The sequence below is a fragment of the Alteromonas sp. 5NS40-0096 genome, assembly GCF_057544385.1.
The window spans coordinates 645,260-664,660 of sequence record NZ_BAAJLQ010000002.1 but is presented as its reverse complement, the minus strand read 5'-3'; the positions used below and the strand labels follow the sequence as shown (position 1 = coordinate 664,660).

General features: G+C 43.7%; 16 protein-coding genes. 7 read left to right on the top strand and 9 right to left on the bottom strand.

Annotated features, from left to right (window positions below; translation table 11 throughout):
* Positions 1 to 7 precede the first annotated feature (7 nt).
* The 4 genes from AC27G9_RS08850 to AC27G9_RS08835 form a co-directional block, all read right to left on the bottom strand.
* Positions 8 to 700 (bottom strand): hypothetical protein, encoded by a 693-nt coding sequence (locus tag AC27G9_RS08850; RefSeq protein ID WP_487073183.1) that lies wholly within the window; start codon positions 698 to 700, stop codon positions 8 to 10.
* Complete coding sequence (locus AC27G9_RS08845; RefSeq protein WP_487073181.1) at positions 697 to 1,581, bottom strand: hypothetical protein; 885 nt, start codon at positions 1,579 to 1,581, stop codon at positions 697 to 699. Before AC27G9_RS08845 ends, AC27G9_RS08850 begins: the two co-directional genes overlap by 4 nt.
* 42 nt (positions 1,582 to 1,623) lie before the next feature.
* Positions 1,624 to 3,090: an FAD-binding oxidoreductase gene (locus AC27G9_RS08840; protein ID WP_487073179.1), complete on the bottom strand. Its 1,467-nt coding sequence runs from the start codon at positions 3,088 to 3,090 to the stop codon at positions 1,624 to 1,626.
* Between the two features lie 148 nt (positions 3,091 to 3,238).
* On the bottom strand, positions 3,239 to 4,393 hold the full coding sequence (locus tag AC27G9_RS08835) for a hypothetical protein (protein ID WP_487073177.1): 1,155 nt from the start codon (positions 4,391 to 4,393) through the stop codon (positions 3,239 to 3,241).
* A gap of 187 nt (positions 4,394 to 4,580) precedes the next feature.
* On the opposite strand from AC27G9_RS08835, the gene AC27G9_RS08830 reads away from it, so the two are divergent.
* On the top strand, positions 4,581 to 5,012 hold the full coding sequence (locus tag AC27G9_RS08830; RefSeq protein WP_487073175.1) for a hypothetical protein: 432 nt from the start codon (positions 4,581 to 4,583) through the stop codon (positions 5,010 to 5,012).
* 29 nt (positions 5,013 to 5,041) lie between these two features.
* On the opposite strand, the gene AC27G9_RS08825 is transcribed toward AC27G9_RS08830, so the two are convergent.
* On the bottom strand, positions 5,042 to 6,352 hold the full coding sequence (locus AC27G9_RS08825) for a restriction endonuclease (RefSeq protein ID WP_487073173.1): 1,311 nt from the start codon (positions 6,350 to 6,352) through the stop codon (positions 5,042 to 5,044).
* A 280-nt stretch (positions 6,353 to 6,632) separates the two neighbouring features.
* A complete protein-coding gene (locus AC27G9_RS08820; protein WP_487073171.1) occupies positions 6,633 to 7,160 on the bottom strand; it encodes an antirestriction protein ArdA in 528 nt (175 codons plus the stop codon).
* 267 nt (positions 7,161 to 7,427) lie between these two features.
* On the opposite strand from AC27G9_RS08820, the gene AC27G9_RS08815 reads away from it, so the two are divergent.
* The 6 genes from AC27G9_RS08815 to darG are packed head-to-tail and all read left to right on the top strand — an operon-like array spanning position 7,428 to position 15,445.
* Positions 7,428 to 7,643, top strand: a complete 216-nt coding sequence (locus tag AC27G9_RS08815; RefSeq protein WP_487073169.1) for a helix-turn-helix domain-containing protein — start codon at positions 7,428 to 7,430, stop codon at positions 7,641 to 7,643.
* Positions 7,644 to 7,667: 24 nt separating this feature from the next.
* Positions 7,668 to 10,775: a type I restriction endonuclease subunit R gene (locus tag AC27G9_RS08810; protein ID WP_487073167.1), complete on the top strand. Its 3,108-nt coding sequence runs from the start codon at positions 7,668 to 7,670 to the stop codon at positions 10,773 to 10,775.
* 52 nt (positions 10,776 to 10,827) lie between these two features.
* A complete protein-coding gene (locus AC27G9_RS08805; protein ID WP_487073165.1) occupies positions 10,828 to 12,465 on the top strand; it encodes an HsdM family class I SAM-dependent methyltransferase in 1,638 nt (545 codons plus the stop codon).
* Positions 12,462 to 13,706, top strand: a complete 1,245-nt coding sequence (locus tag AC27G9_RS08800; RefSeq protein WP_487073163.1) for a restriction endonuclease subunit S — start codon at positions 12,462 to 12,464, stop codon at positions 13,704 to 13,706. The genes AC27G9_RS08805 and AC27G9_RS08800 overlap by 4 nt, the downstream gene beginning before the upstream one ends.
* A complete protein-coding gene (gene darT, locus AC27G9_RS08795; RefSeq protein ID WP_487073161.1) occupies positions 13,707 to 14,348 on the top strand; it encodes a type II toxin-antitoxin system toxin DNA ADP-ribosyl transferase DarT in 642 nt (213 codons plus the stop codon). It abuts the gene before it with no gap.
* A 47-nt stretch (positions 14,349 to 14,395) separates the two neighbouring features.
* Entirely contained in the window at positions 14,396 to 15,445 is a 1,050-nt protein-coding gene (gene darG / locus AC27G9_RS08790; RefSeq protein ID WP_487073159.1) for a type II toxin-antitoxin system antitoxin DNA ADP-ribosyl glycohydrolase DarG, read from the top strand.
* A gap of 48 nt (positions 15,446 to 15,493) precedes the next feature.
* On the opposite strand, the gene AC27G9_RS08785 is transcribed toward darG, so the two are convergent.
* The 3 genes from AC27G9_RS08785 to gcvH form a co-directional block, all read right to left on the bottom strand.
* The gene (locus tag AC27G9_RS08785; RefSeq protein ID WP_487073157.1) at positions 15,494 to 15,709 is read right to left on the bottom strand and encodes a hypothetical protein; all 216 of its coding nucleotides are present in this window, start codon (positions 15,707 to 15,709) and stop codon (positions 15,494 to 15,496) included.
* 298 nt (positions 15,710 to 16,007) lie between these two features.
* The gene (gene gcvP / locus AC27G9_RS08780; RefSeq protein ID WP_487073155.1) at positions 16,008 to 18,902 is read right to left on the bottom strand and encodes an aminomethyl-transferring glycine dehydrogenase; all 2,895 of its coding nucleotides are present in this window, start codon (positions 18,900 to 18,902) and stop codon (positions 16,008 to 16,010) included.
* 94 nt (positions 18,903 to 18,996) lie between these two features.
* Positions 18,997 to 19,386, bottom strand: coding sequence for a glycine cleavage system protein GcvH (gcvH, locus tag AC27G9_RS08775; RefSeq protein WP_487073153.1), 390 nt, complete (start codon positions 19,384 to 19,386; stop codon positions 18,997 to 18,999).
* Positions 19,387 to 19,401: the final 15 nt, after the last annotated feature.

Below are 19,401 nucleotides of genomic sequence, written 5' to 3'. Positions count from 1 at the left end.
AATACGGCTATTCAACCCTTGATGTCCTCTTTCGAATTGAAAAACGAGACAATACCAAGCCAAAGAAACACGCGGTAAGGAGCAATAAAACCTGTATAACCCCAGCACGCTTTGCTTCCTTTTGCGATTTCATAGTCAGCGCAATGACTTGGGCATCTAGTTTTCTAAACTCTAGGTTTTCGGAAGTAGGCGTGTAAGCAACAACATCACCATTTTCATCGACAACGTCGATTATTTCTCCAGTATATTCATAATAAGCAGAAGCGATCTGCTTAGTTAGTGTGACATGTGCTTGTAGGCTTTCATGGCCTGAATTGAGAAACTCACGGTATTCAACAATAAACAGCGGATCAGAAAATTCTGAATACTCTGCCTTTTGTGAGATATCAATCAGCTGGTTGGAGATATTAAACATGTAACCAATGAATAATACGTTCCCTCCAACAGCGAGAGCCAAATAGATTAAATTGTTTCGATTACGGCTAATATTGAAGCAGTATAGTGACGCTACTACAGCCAAAAAACTAAAACACCAAAAGCTAATATCCCTGAATAGACTGAGCCCCCACACAATTTCAGATTGCTTGGGGGATAAGTCCAGCATGTTAATATCTGCAAGATAAGTATTAACTGCGACGAGACTAACTAGAAATAGCGCGGCGCTTATCCCAGTCAGGGTTGTTAAATTCACTTTACTCACGCTTGCTTACTTTCTAAAACTGCCGTTGAATCGCTGATTATCAAAGGCGATGTATCATTAGTTGTCATCTCAAACATCCGCTCCACACCCCGTTTGGTGAATTCTGCTAGCGACGGTAAATCTGCCGTATGAATCCACTTGCCTTGCCCTTTTATCGCAACTTGTTCACCAGCCTCTAACACTCCTTCTTCAAACTTAATGTTTTCGGCGTACACGCCTACATAATTCCTCGATCGAAGTCCGATTTGTTCAAGCGCTTCTTTTCGTTTGGCATTCTCAACATCCGTAAGAAAACCACCACGGTCTCGGTCGTAACTGGATTCATCATGAGCAATATCTTGGTGAATTTTGATCTGGCTGCCTGCAACGCGAACTAAGGCGTAGTGTTCGGAGCACTTAACCACAAAGTCTTCAGCTTCACTCACCTTTTTTATGGTTTCCCATATTGTTTTATTTTCGACATGACTACCGGAACCTTTTACGGTAGTTACTTCCTCTTGTCTCAATGCCCGTGTTTCGTATGCCGCACAGTGCTTTTTAGAAAAGGGCGCAATCAATGGGGTTTGAGTAAGATACAGTTCACCTTGAATTCTGACTACTTGCCCATCGGTACAGGTCTCTAAGCTGCTACGCTCTACTGCTTTGAATGTACGAATAAACTTTCTTGTCCCCCAAAAGTAGGAATAGCCAAAAGCACACGCCCAAAAAGCACCGGCTGTTGCAACAAAGATAATGAAGAAACGACTACCAATTGGTTCCCATATCTCAGCAAACCAATCGAAAGTTTCGGCTAATTGCCACCCCGCCATTGTGACCAAGAAAAACAAGGCAAAACTGCAGAATAAGCCAATGTAATGGCTATGGCTCTCACGTAATTTCATCGTATCTGTAATTCCGTTTGTAGTGGTTTGGAAAATGGCTCGTTATTCACTGCGGCTACCATAATGCTGTTCCCACAATTTATTGCTGAAACGGTTGTTCGGATCGAGCTTTTTCTTTAACTCAAAAAATGCATCGGCTTGTGGGTAAGCGTTGTGGAACTGCTCCGTTGTAGCATGCAGCTGGTAAGGCAAATAATAGGCGCCGCCTTCGGATATGGCCGCATCAATCATTTCACGGCTCCATGCCTGTACTTTTTCTCTATCCTGCTGCGATGTGCCTTGTCGGTAATAAACCACAAAAGCAAATACCTCTTCCCTAGCCCATGCTAGCAGTGAGCCTGTATCAGGTAACGCATGGCGTATTGATACGTTTAACACATTCACATCATGCTTCTGAAAAATGGTAGCCATTTTGGCCGAGAAGCTGTCGAAACGCTCAACAGGCACAAAGTACTCTTTCAATACGTAGGTTTGGTGCTTTCGACTTTTCGGTTCAAGCTCTCGAACATCTAAACTGGCTTCGTGATTACGCCATTGCACGGCATTAGAGGAGTGTTGAATCGGTTCAAACACGTGTTGGCGCATCCATTTTCCAAAGTCACTATCTGCAACGAACTTTGCTGTTTTAGGTTGCCACCAATAGTCTTTGTCTCTAGGAATAAGCCTGTCTTGTACCGTTAGTGGCTTATCGGTTTTAACCCAACTCACACTGCTCACATGGGTATAGTCTGGCGGATAAATATTGCCATTATGAAACACCACATCAGGGTTGTTTTTGATATCGTTTTGAAAAAATACCGCATACTGCGCCAACGTCATGTATTCGGTGTCTCGGCTTATTTTTTCATTGGGCACTAGCTCAAGTGTAGCCTCAGCGATAACACCTAGGCCTCCGTAACCACCAATCACACCATAAAATATTTCGGTATTGCTGGTGGGTGAGGCGCTAACAACACTGCCGTCAGCCAATACGACTTTAATGGATTTAACGGACCGGATTATCGGCCCTTCGCCCATATATCGGCCATGGACATTCACACTCAGAGAGCCGCCAACGGTGAAATTGGAATAGGATTGCATGATTTTTATCGAAAGGTTTTCTGGGTCGATCACTTCTTGAATGTCGCGCCAACGCATACCGCTTTGCACCGTGATTTCTCGGTGCTGTGGATTAAATGAAACCACCTTGTTGAACTGCCGCATATCTAGGTGCAAGTGATCATCCAAAGCGACTTGGCCACCTTGGCTGTAGCGCCCACCACCAATCGAGACTTTGCCGCTTGTTGCAGCAATCGCATTTTGAATATCTTGAATAGATTTGGGCTCAACTACTTCAGCGACGTGAATTGGGTTGAGCTGCGTAATATCATTCACTAGGTATTTATCGTGAGGCGATGGCGCTTCATCCGGCGACAAATCGATGAGTATGTAAGCGGCCAAAAAAACAACAAGCAGCACAAATGCGCCAATAACGCCTAAGATGAATTTTAAAACTACTTTCCCTGTCATTTAATAACTCTCCTGAGTAACATCCTTCTCCTAACTAGCGACTGACCATAACACGCAAGTATCAGCAAAAACAAAAAAGTGGGCGATGTGCCCACTTTTTTAACCTCAAAATCCTTCCTTCAACGCAAATGTGCACTGAAATCTATGACTAGTCGTCCTCTACGCTTTCTAGAATTAATGATTCCAACAAGTCTCTTAGTTTCTCATTGAAGGAGCTGACAAAGCTCGTCTCTCGCTCAGCTTTTTCTGCTTTCACATCAGCGGTTATACTGTCGCGTAAGCTTTCAATTTGTTCAGGTGTAGGCTCATATAATTCGTCTTCCCTCTCCCCTACTTTTGTTTCTATTTCAGATTCTGGCATGACATAGCTATTCTTAAACTCGGCTATTTCCCCTTCAACGAAACTATCTAACTCATAAAATAAATCTCGGGGCGGACCAACCTCGGCCTTGGTGTCTAAACTTTCCAAATAAGCATTCAGCCATTCCGAATAAATAAGCTCATAAGAACTCAAATCTGGATCATCTTCGAAAACACTGTTGTCTAAAGCAAGGATGTCAAAAATCCCATCGATTAGCTCATCTTTATCATATGATGTTGAGACTACAGGTGCACAAACATCCCGATAAGAATAGTTTACGGCCGAAAACTTAAGTACCTCATCTAAAAGACTATCAATGGTTTCGTCATCAGATGACTTAGGTATCACTATAGGAGTAATCTCTGGATATTTTTTCTTCATAAAATTCCACATAAGATCAGCGATTTCTTCTCCGCCAGTCTGACTCTCGCAAAGCAATTCATCGTAACTGGGGTAACGATCTCCTTTTGAATTAGGGACTGGAGAATCAGAGTTCTTTGAAAAATTCGCAGAACCGTAAACGATGTGTTCATTTCGTTGTAAAAATTTAATATGCGATAAGTTTTGAATTAGCAATTCCAGTCTAGCGTTTGTTCCACGCTTATTGTTAATCTCGGTCAGCTTTTTTAATACTGCTTTGACATGATGTGATGTAGCGTCTGAAGTAAAGCTAAATACAAGCCTTGCGTCTCCTGTACACTTTTCGAGGGACTCTTCAACAATTTTGGCAAACCCAGCTTTTATTGTGTAAGTGAACATAGTCATCTTTTCACTGGGCAGTATGTCTAAAACCTCTGAGATCGAAACGTTGCTCGGCTTAAAAAAGACTTCTGTATCAAGCGCACTAACTTTTTTAGATATAAACTCCAGCTCTTCTACAATAGCTTTGTCAGCCTCATAAGCCATTTTCGCGTTGATGTGATGAAAAAAAGACGATCCCATAAATTCCCTTTTATTTTAATGGTTTAACAAGATAAATTTCATTTAACAATAAACGAACCTGTAACTGCAACTATTCCTGAGCTACAGACTTTAATGAACTGATTTATTTAAAATTGTTGTCGACAAGTAACAATAAAAAAATCAAAATTTAGTGTCGTTACAATTACCAAGCACGGAGCTTACGAGAATGGATTCAAGATTCAGCATACCAACAGATAACATCTACAAATTCTACGCACTTTTCGGGCTGGCATTTTGTATTGGCGCACTGACTTTATTCGTATTCACCTACAACTCTCATTTTGATACTGCTAATAGGCTATTCTTGGAATTGGCGAAAATTGAAACCATTAAATCTCCTTCGGCTTTTGACGAAAAGCAAAAGGAGATACTCGAAAAGCAAATTATAACAATTTCTAAAAACAAAGCGTTTTACATGAAAGTAATAAGTGCATTTTTGGGAGTAGGCATCACCATAATGGTTATGGGATTCTTTAGATGGCATTATAAGGTTCAGCGCCAAATAGACAAAATCAACGCACTTAAAATTCAGCAGTTAGAAGCAGAATTGGCAAGGAAAACACACGTCCCTTTTCGCCAAAGGGTGAGCAAAAGTTGAGGCGCGATTAGGGCACTACATGACTTGGGCTAATCAAACAACACCTCTTCGGGCTCTCGTTGTTTTAGCCTATTTGAATACTGCTCATCCATTGAAACCAAGAAAGCATTGAGCGAATCGAACTCTTCGCTATCGTGCAAGAATTGGCTGAGCTCTTCTGCCAAACGTAGGCCATTGATCAATATGATTGGGTAGTTGTCTTCGATAATCTCTTGTTGCACCGCATCAGAAAAGTAGCTCGTTGTAACGTATGCGCCTATCCAACCTCGTTTTAATCTAGCAACCGTTCTTGCGATATGGTTACCGCCAGTAGGTGTAGTCATCGATTCGCACTTCGCTTGCCCTATGACAACCAACTCAACTTTAGAAAAACCATTGCCAAGTTTTACCTTGCCAACGAAATCTTTGCCTCCGTCTCCTGTGCCTTGGGTAATCCAGCCTTTTTGATAAACACCGCCAGACTCTTTATTGATAACACGCTCTGTGGCCCACTCCGCCAGCGCCTCAAACTTGTGCTTTTTTGTGCCATAAAAATCATAAACTTCGTGCAACAGGTCGAAGAGTTTAGAGCCAGCTTCAGGAAGTTGAGTTTCTCTTTTATGGATATGTAACTTAGAGACTCTACGACGAACTGACTTAAGGGCATTGGAGCCTTTCTCCAACCAAGTATTCCAGCTTTTAGGAGCAAGACGATTAGTCTCCTTGACTGAAAAATTGGGTTCGCGTCGCGTGTTCACCCATATCCAGTTGAACACATCATGCTCATTTGCCAAACACAACACGGTAAAATCAAATGCATAGTTGGTAAACGAGCGGCCATTCGTATTGTCCCACTGCGTTACCAACTCAATACTATCAATGACACCAAGCCCCATAAACATTGGGTAGCCTTTGGCTTTACCGTTCACTGTTGCGCGTTTAAAAAACAAGATTGGTGGTGTTTTCTTGCGTTCCTCATAATCATGGGAATGGGCTAAGCGAAATGCTTCGAGCAAGGCTTTGTTACACGGCGCTTGCGCTGGGTCTTTATTAGGATCTTTGTTATCACCAAAATAACGAATATGGCCATTGTCGGTGTTATAAAAATCCTGCCAAGGCGTTTCCGATGTACCTTTTTTGTTTGGACTGGTTGAAATGAGAATTGCGGGGCGAACTTTGCCTGAATCAGATGAGAGTATAGCCGCTGCTGGATTTATCCCTTTTTCGAGCTGCAACCGATTGCTGTTTTCTTTGTGGGTAACATAGTGAAAATTGACATGCTCTTCTTCGATTTGCTTAGTATGACAAGCTGGCTTTTTGTATCTAAGAATTTGACCTATTTGAAGTTTATAGGCATCCATTTACTGCATTCCTTTGCTTTACGTCTAGTAAGGAAAGTGCCAAATATAGATGAGTGAGTCAATAAAATTGAGGTATTTCAGCTTTGTAAGCATAAACAAGATATGCGTTGTGTCGAGCAATTCTATATTCTGGATCTGTTTATCGATTGACGCCACAAACATCTTGAATATCAATACCTTACAGAGTTGCCTAGTGTTTTCTGTCACCATTTTTGCCACCGTTTTGAGGTTTCTCAATTCGATTACGAAAGTCTCACATTTCAATTGTAGTCAGAACGTTTCATAACGTATCAGAAGCGCAGCTAAAAATATGTTGGCCGCCACCGGCTGAGCTTATTGAAAAAATATCGCCATTCATTTCCATGTCCCAGGCCATTTTGTCGTAATCAATATACAGCGATAGATGTGGCGGTATTGTTGTGCTTGATTCAGTAAGTTCTTCTACAAAATCCACCAGCGAGTTGTAGTGCCCGCAGTAGTGTTCTTCTGCGTGTTGTTTGGCTTGTGCAATATCGCCATTGAATTGAGCTAGCAGGTCAGCACCAAAGTCGGGGTATTCCACAATAAGTCGAGCGATCTCGTAAACGTGTTCAGGGCTGTCGAACTCATTGATGTTGTAACCGCCAAAACCTTCGTGATCATGAATAGCGTATTCTTCGGCCCTGTCCACAGGGCTGGTATTTAAAATAGCGTTAATTTCGCTTTGAATTGAGTCTACGGATTGGCTGGCGTCAACCCAGGCTCCATGCAATATTCCGTTGTTGTATGCGGCTAGGTCTGCAATATAAATCTGAGGGGAATTGGTCATCGTCTTTTCCTTAATTCGCTTTTGAGGTCTGTTCGCGCGCTTTTCGCGCCGCACATGCCTCTGGCGACTAGGCCGACTAGGTCTGGATTTTGAGGGGATGCAGTGCCCCTTTTTTGTGGGTTCGCCGTCTATGACGGCTGGGGATAGCCCTTACAGATCAAATCTCAACCTGAAAAATATCATTTGAACTGAAATAATTTCAGTTTTTGAGAAAGTGGTGGTATTTTCATTGCTCATTCTTAGCTTTATGAACTTGTGGGGAATCGAATGATTCGCTGTCATCTAGCTCGCCTCATGGGTGAGCGAAAAATGCGTATATCGGATGTGGTCAGGGAAACCGGGCTAAGCCGCAATACGGTGACATTGCTGTACAAAGAAACGGCACAAAAGGTTGATCTAGAGGCTGTGGATAAGCTCTGTGGTCTATTTACGTGCGACATCCAAGATATATTCGAGCGCGTTCAAGCAGAGCGTTCTGAATAAAAGAGCGGAAAATAAAGGATTTCTATGAAGTTCAATGAAGATTCAAGGGTGAAAATCCCCACCATCCTGCACCTGATGCGCTTGGGTTATGGCTACCTTTCGCTTAAAGACCCAAAGGTTACGTGGGATGAATCCACTAATATCTTCACTGAACTATTCAAAACAAGCATTCAGCGCATCAACCCCTCGTTAAGTGATCTTGAACTTCAGCAGACATATGATGAACTTTCATTGTGCTTAGAGAATGAAGACCTTGGTAAGGCTTTTTATGAAAAGTTGGTTGATCAATCTGGTGCGCGATTGATCGATTTTGATGATTTCGATAATAACGACTTTCATGTGGTTACGGAGCTAACCTACAAAAAAGATGACGAAGAGTTTCGCCCAGACATTATCTTATTGATCAACGGCATACCGCTCGCGTTTATCGAAGTCAAAAAACCCAACAACCGCGACGGCATATTGGCAGAGCACAAGCGCATACAAACTCGCTTTCAAAACAAAAAGTTTCGAAAGTTCGTTAATCTGACTCAGCTGATGGTGTTCTCTAATAATATGGAGTACGACGATAGCTCACCGCAGCCCATCGAAGGCGCGTTTTACGCAACAGCATCTTATCAAAAGCCTGGCTTTAACTATTTTCGCGAAGATCCTGATTTTAAGTTTGCACCATCATTGACTAACGTTAGCGACGAAGAAGAAACCTTTGTACTAAAAGACAACAACTTGCTGAGCATTAAGCAGTCACCAGAGTTTGCGAAAAATAAAAGCGCCGATACCCCTACCAATCGAATCAGTTCTTCGCTGTTTGAGCGTGAACGTTTGGCGTTCATGCTGCGATTCTCCCTGGCCTTCGTAAAAGAACGCAGCGGACTACAAAAACACATAATGCGTTATCCGCAGATATTTGCGACCAAGGCGATAGAGCAGAAGCTAGAAGAGGGTGTTAAAAAAGGTATTATCTGGCATACCCAAGGCAGCGGGAAGACGGCACTGGCCTATTACAACGTAAAGCACCTATCGTACTACTTCCAAAAGAAGCAGGTTATCGCCAAATTCTATTTTATCGTTGATAGGCTAGATCTACTTATTCAAGCGAGTAAGGAGTTTAAATCTAGAGGCTTGGTAGTACACAAGATCGATTCACGAGAAGACTTTGCCAAAGATATTAAGAAAAATACGGCAATCCATAACAACTCAGGTAAAGCCGAAATTACTGTCGTTAATATTCAAAAATTCCAAGACGATCCTAATGTCATTAGAAATCAAGATTACAGCCTAAATATTCAACGAGTATTCTTTTTAGATGAAGTGCACCGTAGTTACAACCCAAAAGGCAGCTTTCTTGCAAACCTGGAGCAAACCGACGTTAATGCAATCAAAATCGGTTTAACGGGGACGCCATTGCTGGGAGAAGAGTACAACTCAAAAACCCTATTTGGCAGCTATATCCATAAATACTATTACAACTCCTCAATTAAAGATGGCTATACCCTGCGCCTGATACGTGAAGAGATCGAAACCAACTACAAACTTAGTCTGAAGAAGACCTTAGAAGAGATTGAGATACTCAAAGGGAATACAGATAAGAAGCAAGTCTATGCGCATTCTAAGTTTGTTGAACCCATGTTGGACTACATCGTTAAAGACTTTGAGAAGGCGCGTATAGCCAATGACGACAATAGCATTGGCGGCATGGTAGTTTGCGATTCTGCGGAGCAAGCCAAAGAGATGTACAAAATTTTTCAGGAGCAATACGCCGAGCAGGAAGCGTTGAATGAGCCAGAGCCTAAATATTTAATGGCGGCCGAACCACCTAAACCCTACGAGACGGGCTACAACGCCAATAAGAAGAAAAACAGTAAGGTAAGCAAGGCTGCGGTTATTCTTCACGATATCGGCACGAAAGAGGAGCGCAAGCAATTAGTAGAAGATTTTAAAGAGGGCAAGATCGACCTGCTATTTGTGTTTAATATGCTACTCACCGGCTTTGATGCTCCACGGCTTAAAAAGCTCTATATAGGCCGTGTGATTAAGGCGCACAACTTGCTGCAGACCCTGACTCGGGTAAATCGCACCTACAAAGACTTCGCTTACGGCTACGTGGTTGATTTTGCAGATATTGAAAAAGAATTTGAAAAGACTAATCAAGATTACTTTAAAGAGCTTCAATCTGAGTTAGGTGATGAGCTTGAACATTACAGTAACTTATTTAAGTCTCAAGAAGAGATTGCACAAGAAATACAGGAAATAAAAGACATACTGTTTCACTTTGATACCAATAATGCTGAAGTCTTCTCTGAACAAATCAGCCAAATTGATTCACGCAGTGAGATACTTAAAATTGCCAAGGCGCTTAACAACGCGAAAAGCTTGTATAACTTGATTCGCCTGTCTGGCGATTACGAGATGTTGGAAAAGCTCGATTTCCAAATGCTTACTGTATTATCGCGCGAAGCCAACAATCGCCTAGCGCTTATCAATACCAAAGAAGCGCTGGAAAACAATGTCGATAGCACCAACTTACTCAATACCGCACTGGAAGACGTTATCTTTGCCTTTACCAAAGTCAAAGAAGAAGAGATGGTATTGGCGGATGAGCTAAAAACCATCCTGCAAAAAACGCGCGAAGGTTTAGGTGGCAATTTCGACCCGCAAGACCCAGAGTTCGTCACACTAAAAGATGAATTAGAGCGCCTGTTTAAAAAGAAGAACCTTACTGAAGTCTCTAAAGAGCAGATGGAAAGTAATATCAAAGCACTTAACGATATCTACAACCAAGCCAAAGAGTTGGAGCGCAGGAACCAGCTATTAAGAGCGAAGTACGATAATGACGAAAAATACGCCCGCCTGCACAAGCGATTGACCGAGAAAGACCCGCTTACTGATAGCGAGAGCAAGCTATTTGAAGCGCTTAGCGGCCTTAAAGCGGCTGTGGATAGCGAAATTCAACAGAATGCCAAAATGTTGGATAACGAAAGTTTCGTAAGTAAGAAGGTGATGCGTTTAGTGATTAATGAAGTAAAAACCAAGCACCATATTGATATTGATGCATCTACCACCAAGCGCATCAACACGCTCCTGGTAAAAGAATATATGAACGAATACTTCGGCCGCTCAGCCGCATACTAATAATCCACTTAACAACCTTGTTAAGCTTAAGACTGATTTAGATTTAGCAAATATGAACCAAATACAATCCTTCGAACAACAAACTAAAACCCTAATTGACGACCTAAAGAGCGTTTGCGCCAACTATGGCCTGGGCAACGACGGCAACGAGTTTAAAATTATTACTCAGGTGTTTTTATATAAATATTTGAATGACAAGTTTGTTTACGAGATAAAGCAACTAGACGAAGGCATTGCCCTGGCAGAAAGCTGGGAAGACGCAGTAGACGCATTGAGTGATGATGAGCACGAAATGCTGATGATGCAGCTAAGCGAAAGCACCGCCTATATCCGAACTGATCAGAGCATATCCTATTTGTTCTCTAGACAGAACGAGCCCAACTTTGCAGAGCTATTTGATACAACCCTTACACAAATTGCAGCAGAGAATAGCGATATCTTCTCGGTACTGACCGATGGCGGCGAAAAGATTGTACTATTTGAAAACCTCAGCCGGTATGTAACCGATAAGCGTGATGAGTTTTGTAAGGCTATCGTTAACAAACTGACGGGTTTTAGTTTTGAAAATATATTTAACGAGAAATTCGACTTCTACGCCACCATCTTTGAATACCTGATTAAGGATTACAACACCAATAGTGGCGGAAAATATGCGGAATATTTTACGCCTCATGCCGTAGCTAAGATTATGGCTCGCTGTTTAGTGCCAGCCAGTAAAAAAGGCGAAGTCAATAATGTGATTTGTTACGATCCATCGGCAGGATCCGGCACGTTGTTGATGAATCTTGCCCACGAAATAGGCGAAGATAAATGCACCATCTATTCGCAGGATATTTCGCAAAAGTCTTCAGGGCTACTGCGCCTAAATCTTATTCTCAACAATCTTGTTCACTCGATACACAATATTATTAAGGGCAATACCATTCTTGACCCCTACCACAAGCAAGAGGGTGGTGAGCTAGAGCAGTTTGACTATATCGTCTCTAATCCGCCCTTCAAGTTGGACTTCTCGGATTACAGTGCCGACTTAGATAGCAAAGAAAACCATGATCGTTTTTTTGCCGGTGTTCCCAAGGTGCCCGCCAAGAAAAAAGAATCCATGGCGATCTATTTGATGTTTCTACAACACATCATCTATTCATTAAAGCCCGATGGTAAAGCTGCAGTAGTCGTGCCGACTGGATTTATCACGGCGCAAAGTGGTATTGATAAAAAGATTCGCCAAAAACTGGTTGATGAAAAGATGCTGGCGGGTGTGGTGAGTATGCCGTCTAATATTTTTGCTAATACCGGCACGAACGTCTCGATTTTGTTTATCGACAAGACCAACAAAGAACAAGTGGTGTTGATTGATGCGTCCAACCTTGGCACTACCATCAAAGAAGGAAAAAACCAGAAAACCATATTAAGCCATGATGAAGAAGAGCAGATTATCAATACCTTCAACTCTAAAGAGGTGGTTGATGATTTGTCGGTGGTAGTGCGCTATGAGGATATAGCGGCAAAAAACTACTCGCTGAGTGCGGGGCAGTATTTTGAGGTGAAAATAGAGTATATGGATATTACTCGAGAAGAGTTTGATACCAAATTGGCAGATTTTAAAAATAATTTGGATGATCTTTTTGCTCAGTCCAAAGGACTGGAGGCAAGTATATTTTCACAGCTTGGTAAATTGGAGCTGAAAAATTGAAATCAAAGAATACTTTAGGCGAGCTCGCTGAATATATCACGGTGGGCTATGTGGGCTCTATGTCCTCAGAGTATGTAGAGGATGGTATTCCTTTTCTTCGCTCATTAAATGTCAACGAATATCGATACAGTCCAAACCAGATAAAATACATATCTAAAGAATTTCATCAAAGGATTAAGAAGTCAGCATTAAAGCCTGGAGATGTAGTGGCCGTTAGGACAGGAAATCCAGGGGTGTCTTGTGTGATTCCAGATGACTTGGAAGATGCGAACTGTTCAGATTTGGTTGTAATTAGGTGCGGCGAGAAACTCGACCCAGATTTTGTCTCATATTACATTAATTCAGTTACACACTCTCATGTAAAAAATCAGCTAGTGGGCGCGATCCAGAAGCATTTCAATATTGGCTCGGCAAAGGAGTTACCTTTTCCTGATTTGGATAAAATCCAGCAGGTTGAAATATCCCAAGTAATCCGTTGTGTGAATCAAAAAATCGAACTCAACAACAAAATCAATGCTGAGCTGGAAGCTATGGCCAAGCTTATCTACGACTATTGGTTTGTGCAGTTCGACTTTCCAGATACTAATGGAAAGCCTTATAAATCATCGGGCGGTAAATTGGTTTATAACGAAGAGTTAAAGCGTGAGATTCCTGAGGGGTGGATATGCGGAAATGTGCTAGAAGTAGCCAATCTTTTGGGCGGGGGTACGCCGAGTAAGAAGAATCCTTCTTTCTGGAGTGGTGATATTCCGTTCTTTACTCCTACAGACTCCAACTCCAATGTTTTTGCATTTTCTACGGAAGATTACATAACTCAAGCAGGGTTGGAGGGAAGCAGCACCAAGCTATTTGATAAGAGAACGGTATTTATCACTGCGCGTGGTTCGGTTGGGCGTTTGGCGTTGAATGCAGTACCCATGGCTATGAATCAATCCTGCTATGCTTTTAAATCGAAGCTTGGCGTTAGTTATTCTTATCTTTTTTTCCTAGTAAAAGAACTAATTCACCACCTTGAAGTAAAAGCTACAGGATCGGTTTTTAACTCGATAGTTTCTAACGATATTGAGTGGACAAAGCTAGCGTTACCGGCAGACTGGAAAATAATCGAAGCGTTTGCTCTTATTGTAGAACCCATGTTTGAGAGAGTTGAGCACGCAACAAAAGAGAGCCTGGAGCTGAGTAACCTGAGAGACTGGCTGCTCCCAATGCTAATGAACGGTCAAGTTACGGTAACAAACTAAATGCCTATACCTGCTAACCCTAAGTTATACCATATCGTCCATATTGATCGATTGGCCTCGATTATTGCGTCGGGAGGTTTACTAAGCGATGCACAAATGGTCGCGCATGCGAACGCCGGTAGCACGATTGGCATGGGCCATATAAAACAGCGGCGCTTGCAGGAGTTAACGCTAGATTCTCACCCTGGTTTGTATGTTGGCCAGTGTGTGCCCTTCTACTTTTGCCCGCGCTCGATTATGTTGTATATCATTTACCGTGCAGATAGTGCCGATTTGGCCTATCGCGGCGGCCAAGGGCCGATTATTCATCTGCAAACCGACTTAAATGCTGTGGTTGCTTGGGCCAATCAAAATCAGCGCCGCTGGGCTTTTACCTTATCGAACGCTGGTTCTTACTTCTTCGAAGATCGCAATAATTTGGCTCAATTGGGCGAATTGAACTGGCCTGCGATTCAAACCAATCAGTGGCAGGCCTGTAAAGATGGTAAGCAGGCGGAATTTTTATTAGAGCAGAGTTTTCCGTGGCACCTTGTTGAAACTATAGGTGTGTATTCACAGCCCATATATCAACAAGTTATGAATGCTTTGGCGACTGCAGCACACAGGCCACCAGTGGCAATTAACCCACAGTGGTACTATTAAATAGTGATGGCTAATATAATGTTAGAAAGAAAGACAGAAGGTCAGCAATGATTACATATACATCCGGCGATATCTTACGAGCTGACGTAGAAGCCATTGTAAATACCGTGAATTGTGTCGGTGTTATGGGGCGTGGTATCGCTTTGCAGTTTAAAAAAGCGTGGCCTGATAACTTTAAACTCTATGCCGCAGCTTGTAAGCAAAATGAAGTGAAACCGGGCAGCATGTTTATTGTCGAAACTGGCCAGCTAGCAAACCCAAAATACATTATTAACTTCCCCACCAAGCGCCATTGGCGTGGGGCCAGTAAAATAGAAGATATCGAGCTTGGCCTAAACGCGTTAGCGCAAGATATCAAACAAAAAGGTATTACCTCCATTGCCATTCCCCCATTAGGTGCAGGTTTGGGTGGTTTAGAGTGGTGTGAAGTGCGACAGCGCATCGAAGTCGCGTTGTGTGATTTAGAGGGTGTAGAGGTTCTAGTATACGAACCTAAAGGTGCGCCAGAAAACGACAAAATGGCCAAGAACAAAAAAGTGCCGAATATGACAGCGGGCCGAGCTGTACTCATTGAATTAATGCGGCGCTACTTAGGTGGATTATTAGACCCTTGTGTGAGCCTATTAGAAGTGCATAAGCTGCTTTATTTTATGCAGGTCACCGGCGAGCCACTAAGGCTAAAATACGAAAAAGCCCCTTATGGCCCGTATGCACAAAACTTGCGCCATGTACTCAATACCATTGAGGGGCATTTTGTTTCTGGTTACGCCGATGGCGGTGATGCACCAGAAAAAGAGCTGCGCCTTGTGCCAGGTGCTGTAGATGATGCGAGCATATTTTTAAAACAACACCCAGATACGCTTGAACGTTTTGGCAAAGTGGCAGACCTTGTTGAAGGCTTTGAGTCGCCTTTTGGTTTGGAGTTGCTAGCGTCTGTTCATTGGGTAATTGAACAAGAGAAAGGCCAAGATTTGGATAGTGTTGTGCAAAAAATCCATTCTTGGAATGAGCGAAAAAAGCAATTCACCCCGAGACAAATTGCTCTTGCGATTAAAACGCTTGATGATAAAAATTGGCTTAGTTTAGCCAGCGCGTGATAAACCTGGATTTTATATAACGTGTGGTGGTGCTAGTTATTCTAGGGGCTATTCGTTGAGGAATAGTCCATGGCTTCGTGCATGTTTTACCATTGCTTGCCACCTTGAATCCAGATACTCCCAAGCATCAACTGGTTTTTTGTAAGTGGCCGGTAGAAAGTCGAGACGGTTTAAGGCTAGTGCTGCAGCAATTCGCTGCCCTGTGCTAGCTGATGTATCACCCGTCTCTATTAGAGATTTTGCTTTAATTTGGGCGTCGTTCATTAGATTGCGGGAGTGGTGACAGATGAGCTAAATATGGCATATCACAGCTGTATGTGCCACCGATTCTGTCACCGCTATGATGCAATCTAGAGGGGTTTTGTGAGTGAGCTTGAAAAGTGAGTTTTAATTAATGTGTTGATTTGTAGGGATATTACTATCTAGTGAACGACTGAGAAAGCCTATTCTATATTTTAAATCTGTTCATTGAAGCATTCAATTCTGATAGCTCAACAGACCAAAAAAACGAGCTCAAGAGAGCTCGTTTTTTCATTTTAAAAGCGTCGTAACTACAAACACCCTACTCTTCCATATAACTCTCAATCGTTGGGCATGAGCAGATGAGGTTACGGTCGCCGTATACATCGTCGATACGGTTAACGCTTGGCCAGAACTTGTTCTTCGCCACTTCTGGTACTGGGTAGGCTGCGGTTTCGCGGCTGTAGCTGCGGTTCCACTCGGCATCACAAATATCCGCTAGGGTGTGTGGTGCGTTGTGTAATGGGTTGTCTGTGGCATCCCACTCGCCGCTTTCTACTTTGGCGATTTCTTCACGAATACCTAGCATGGCATCTACGAAGCGATCTAGTTCGTACTTGGCTTCAGATTCCGTTGGCTCAATCATTAGCGTGCCTGCAACAGGGAAGCTCATGGTTGGCGCGTGGAAGCCGTAGTCGTTCAAACGCTTAGCAATGTCTAACTCGGTCACACCTGATGATTCTTTCAGCGGGCGTAGGTCGATAATACATTCGTGAGCAACACGGTCGTTGCGGCCTTTGTACAATACTTCGAAGTGACCATCTAGGCGCTTAGCAACGTAGTTAGCGTTAAGAATCGCGACTTCAGTCGCACGCTTCAAGCCTTCGCTACCCATCATCTTGATGTACATGTAACTGATTGGCAGAATCGATGCACTACCCCAAGGCGCGGCTGATACTGCGCCTAGGCCTTCACCTGATGTTGCTACATTCACTACGCTGTGGTTAGGTAGGAAAGGTGCCAAGTGTGATTTCACACCGATTGGTCCCATACCTGGGCCACCGCCACCGTGTGGAATACAGAAGGTTTTGTGCAAGTTAAGGTGCGATACGTCAGAGCCGATGAAGCCAGGTGCAGTAATGCCAACCTGTGCGTTCATGTTCGCGCCGTCCATGTAAACCTGGCCGCCGTATTGGTGAACAATGTCACATACTTCACGAATGGTTTCTTCGTAAACACCGTGAGTTGATGGATACGTGATCATCGCACAAGATAGGTTCTCGCCCACTTCCTCGGCTTTCGCTTTTAGGTCGTCTAGGTCAATGTTACCGTTCTTATCACACGCCACTACCACCACGTTCAAGCTAACCATTTGCGCTGACGCTGGGTTAGTACCGTGAGCAGAGCTTGGGATCAAACAGATGTTTCTGTGGCCTTCGCCGCGGCTCTCGTGGTAACGCTGAATCGCCAATAAGCCAGCATATTCACCTTGTGCACCTGAGTTAGGTTGCATCGAAAGCGCGTCGTAACCTGTGATGTTGATAAGCCATTCGCTTAGCTCAGCAATCATCTCTTGGTAACCTTGTGCTTGCTCAAGTGGCGCAAACGGGTGGATTTGGCCAAACTCAGCCCAAGTAACTGGGATCATTTCAGCTGTCGCGTTGAGCTTCATTGTACATGAGCCCAGTGAAATCATTGAGTGGTTAAGCGCTAAGTCTTTGTTCTCAAGTGATTTGATATAACGCAGCATCTCAGTTTCTGAGTGGTACGAGTTAAACACTTCGTGCGTCAGTACCGCGTCAGTACGCACTAGCTCCGCAGGGATAGAATCGCTGCCGTTAGCTGTGATGTTGCTATCCAATGCAGCGATATCAAGGCCATGGCCTTCGCCTAGCAATACGTTGAACAATACGTCTAGGTCTTCACGGGTTGTGGTTTCATCAAACGATACGCCTACCGCGCCTTCAAGGTCAGCACGCAGGTTAATGCCAGCTGCGTATGCACTTGCAAGTACCGCAGCTTTGTCTGCCACTTCTACCGCTAGGGTGTCGAAGTAAGTGCTGTGCTTAATGCTTACGCCTTTTTCAGCCAAGCCTGCTGCTAGAATATCGGCAAAACGGTGAATGCGCTGAGCAATCGTTTTAAGGCCTTGTGGGCCGTGGTATACCGCGTAGAACGATGCCATGTTGGCAAGCAGTACCTGCGCCGTACAAATGTTAGAGTTAGCTTTTTCGCGGCGGATGTGCTGCTCTCGGGTTTGCAATGCCATACGCAATGCTTGCTGGCCACGGGTATCTTTACTTACCCCAATGATACGGCCTGGCAATGAACGCTTGTACTTGTCGCGCGTTGCGAAGAATGCTGCGTGTGGGCCGCCATACCCCATAGGCACACCAAAACGCTGTGCACTACCTAGTGCCACGTCAGCGCCTAGCTCACCCGGCGATTTCAACAGCATCAAGCTCATCAGGTCTGATGCTACTGCCACAATACCTTTGTTCGCTTGAACCGCGGCAATGATATCGGTGAGGTCGCGTACTTCACCGGTAGTGCCAGGGTATTGTAGTAGCGCACCAAATACATCGTGGTCAGCTGCGGTTTCTGCTGGGCCAGTAACGATGCCAAAACCGAACATTTCTGCGCGGGTTTGTACTACGTCTAGTGTTTGTGGGTGCACATCGTCAGCCACAAAGAATAGGTTCGCTTTTTTGTTTTTCGATACGCGCTTGGCCAATGCCATGGCTTCAGCGGCTGCCGTACCTTCGTCGAGCAATGAAGCAGATGCCAGCTCCAGCCCAGTTAAATCTATCGTTACTTGTTGAAAGTTCAGGATCGCCTCTAGTCTCCCCTGAGCTATCTCAGGCTGGTAAGGCGTGTACGCTGTGTACCAGCCTGGGTTTTCCAGAACATTTCGCAAAATAACATTTGGTACGAGCGTATCGTAGTAACCCATACCGATATAGGAGCGATTGATTTTATTTTTATTGGCAACCGCCTTTAACTGAGCCAGAGCCTGGACCTCAGTCGCCCCTTCACCTGTCGTTAAGGGCTTATCCAAAAGAATATTGGCTGGAACTGTTTGAGCAATGAGATCATCCAATGACTCTGCGCCAATTTCGTTTAGCATTGCCTGAATTTCATTCTTACCAGGGCCGATGTGACGGCGAATGAAACTGTCTTTTTGTTCTAATTGTGTGAGAGAGGGAGAATTCGACATAATTTTGTTAAGCATCTGCGTTGGTTAATCAAAAAAGGGGCTGATTAATTCGCCCCTTTTCGTCGGTGTTTTGTTGACGAAAGGGTGTGAACCCTTATTCTTCGTCGATGCTGTTTTGGTAGCCTTCGGCATCCAATAAGCCGTCGACTTCTGAAGCGTCATCGGCTTTGATTTTAAACAGCCATCCGTCACCGAATGCGTCTGAGTTTACAAGCTCAGGAGAATCTTCAAGGTCTTCGTTTACCGCAACCACTTCACCAGTGATTGGCGTGTATACGTCAGACGCCGCTTTTACCGATTCAGCAACAGCAACGTCGTCGCCAGTGCTAACTTGGTCGCCAACATCTGGCAAATCAACAAAAACCATATCGCCTAAAAGCTCTTGGGCGTGCTCAGTAATACCCACGGTAAACACACCATCACCTTCTGGGCGTACCCATTCGTGCGTCGTTGCGTAACGTAAATCGGTTGGGATATTGCTCATTTTATTTTCCTAACT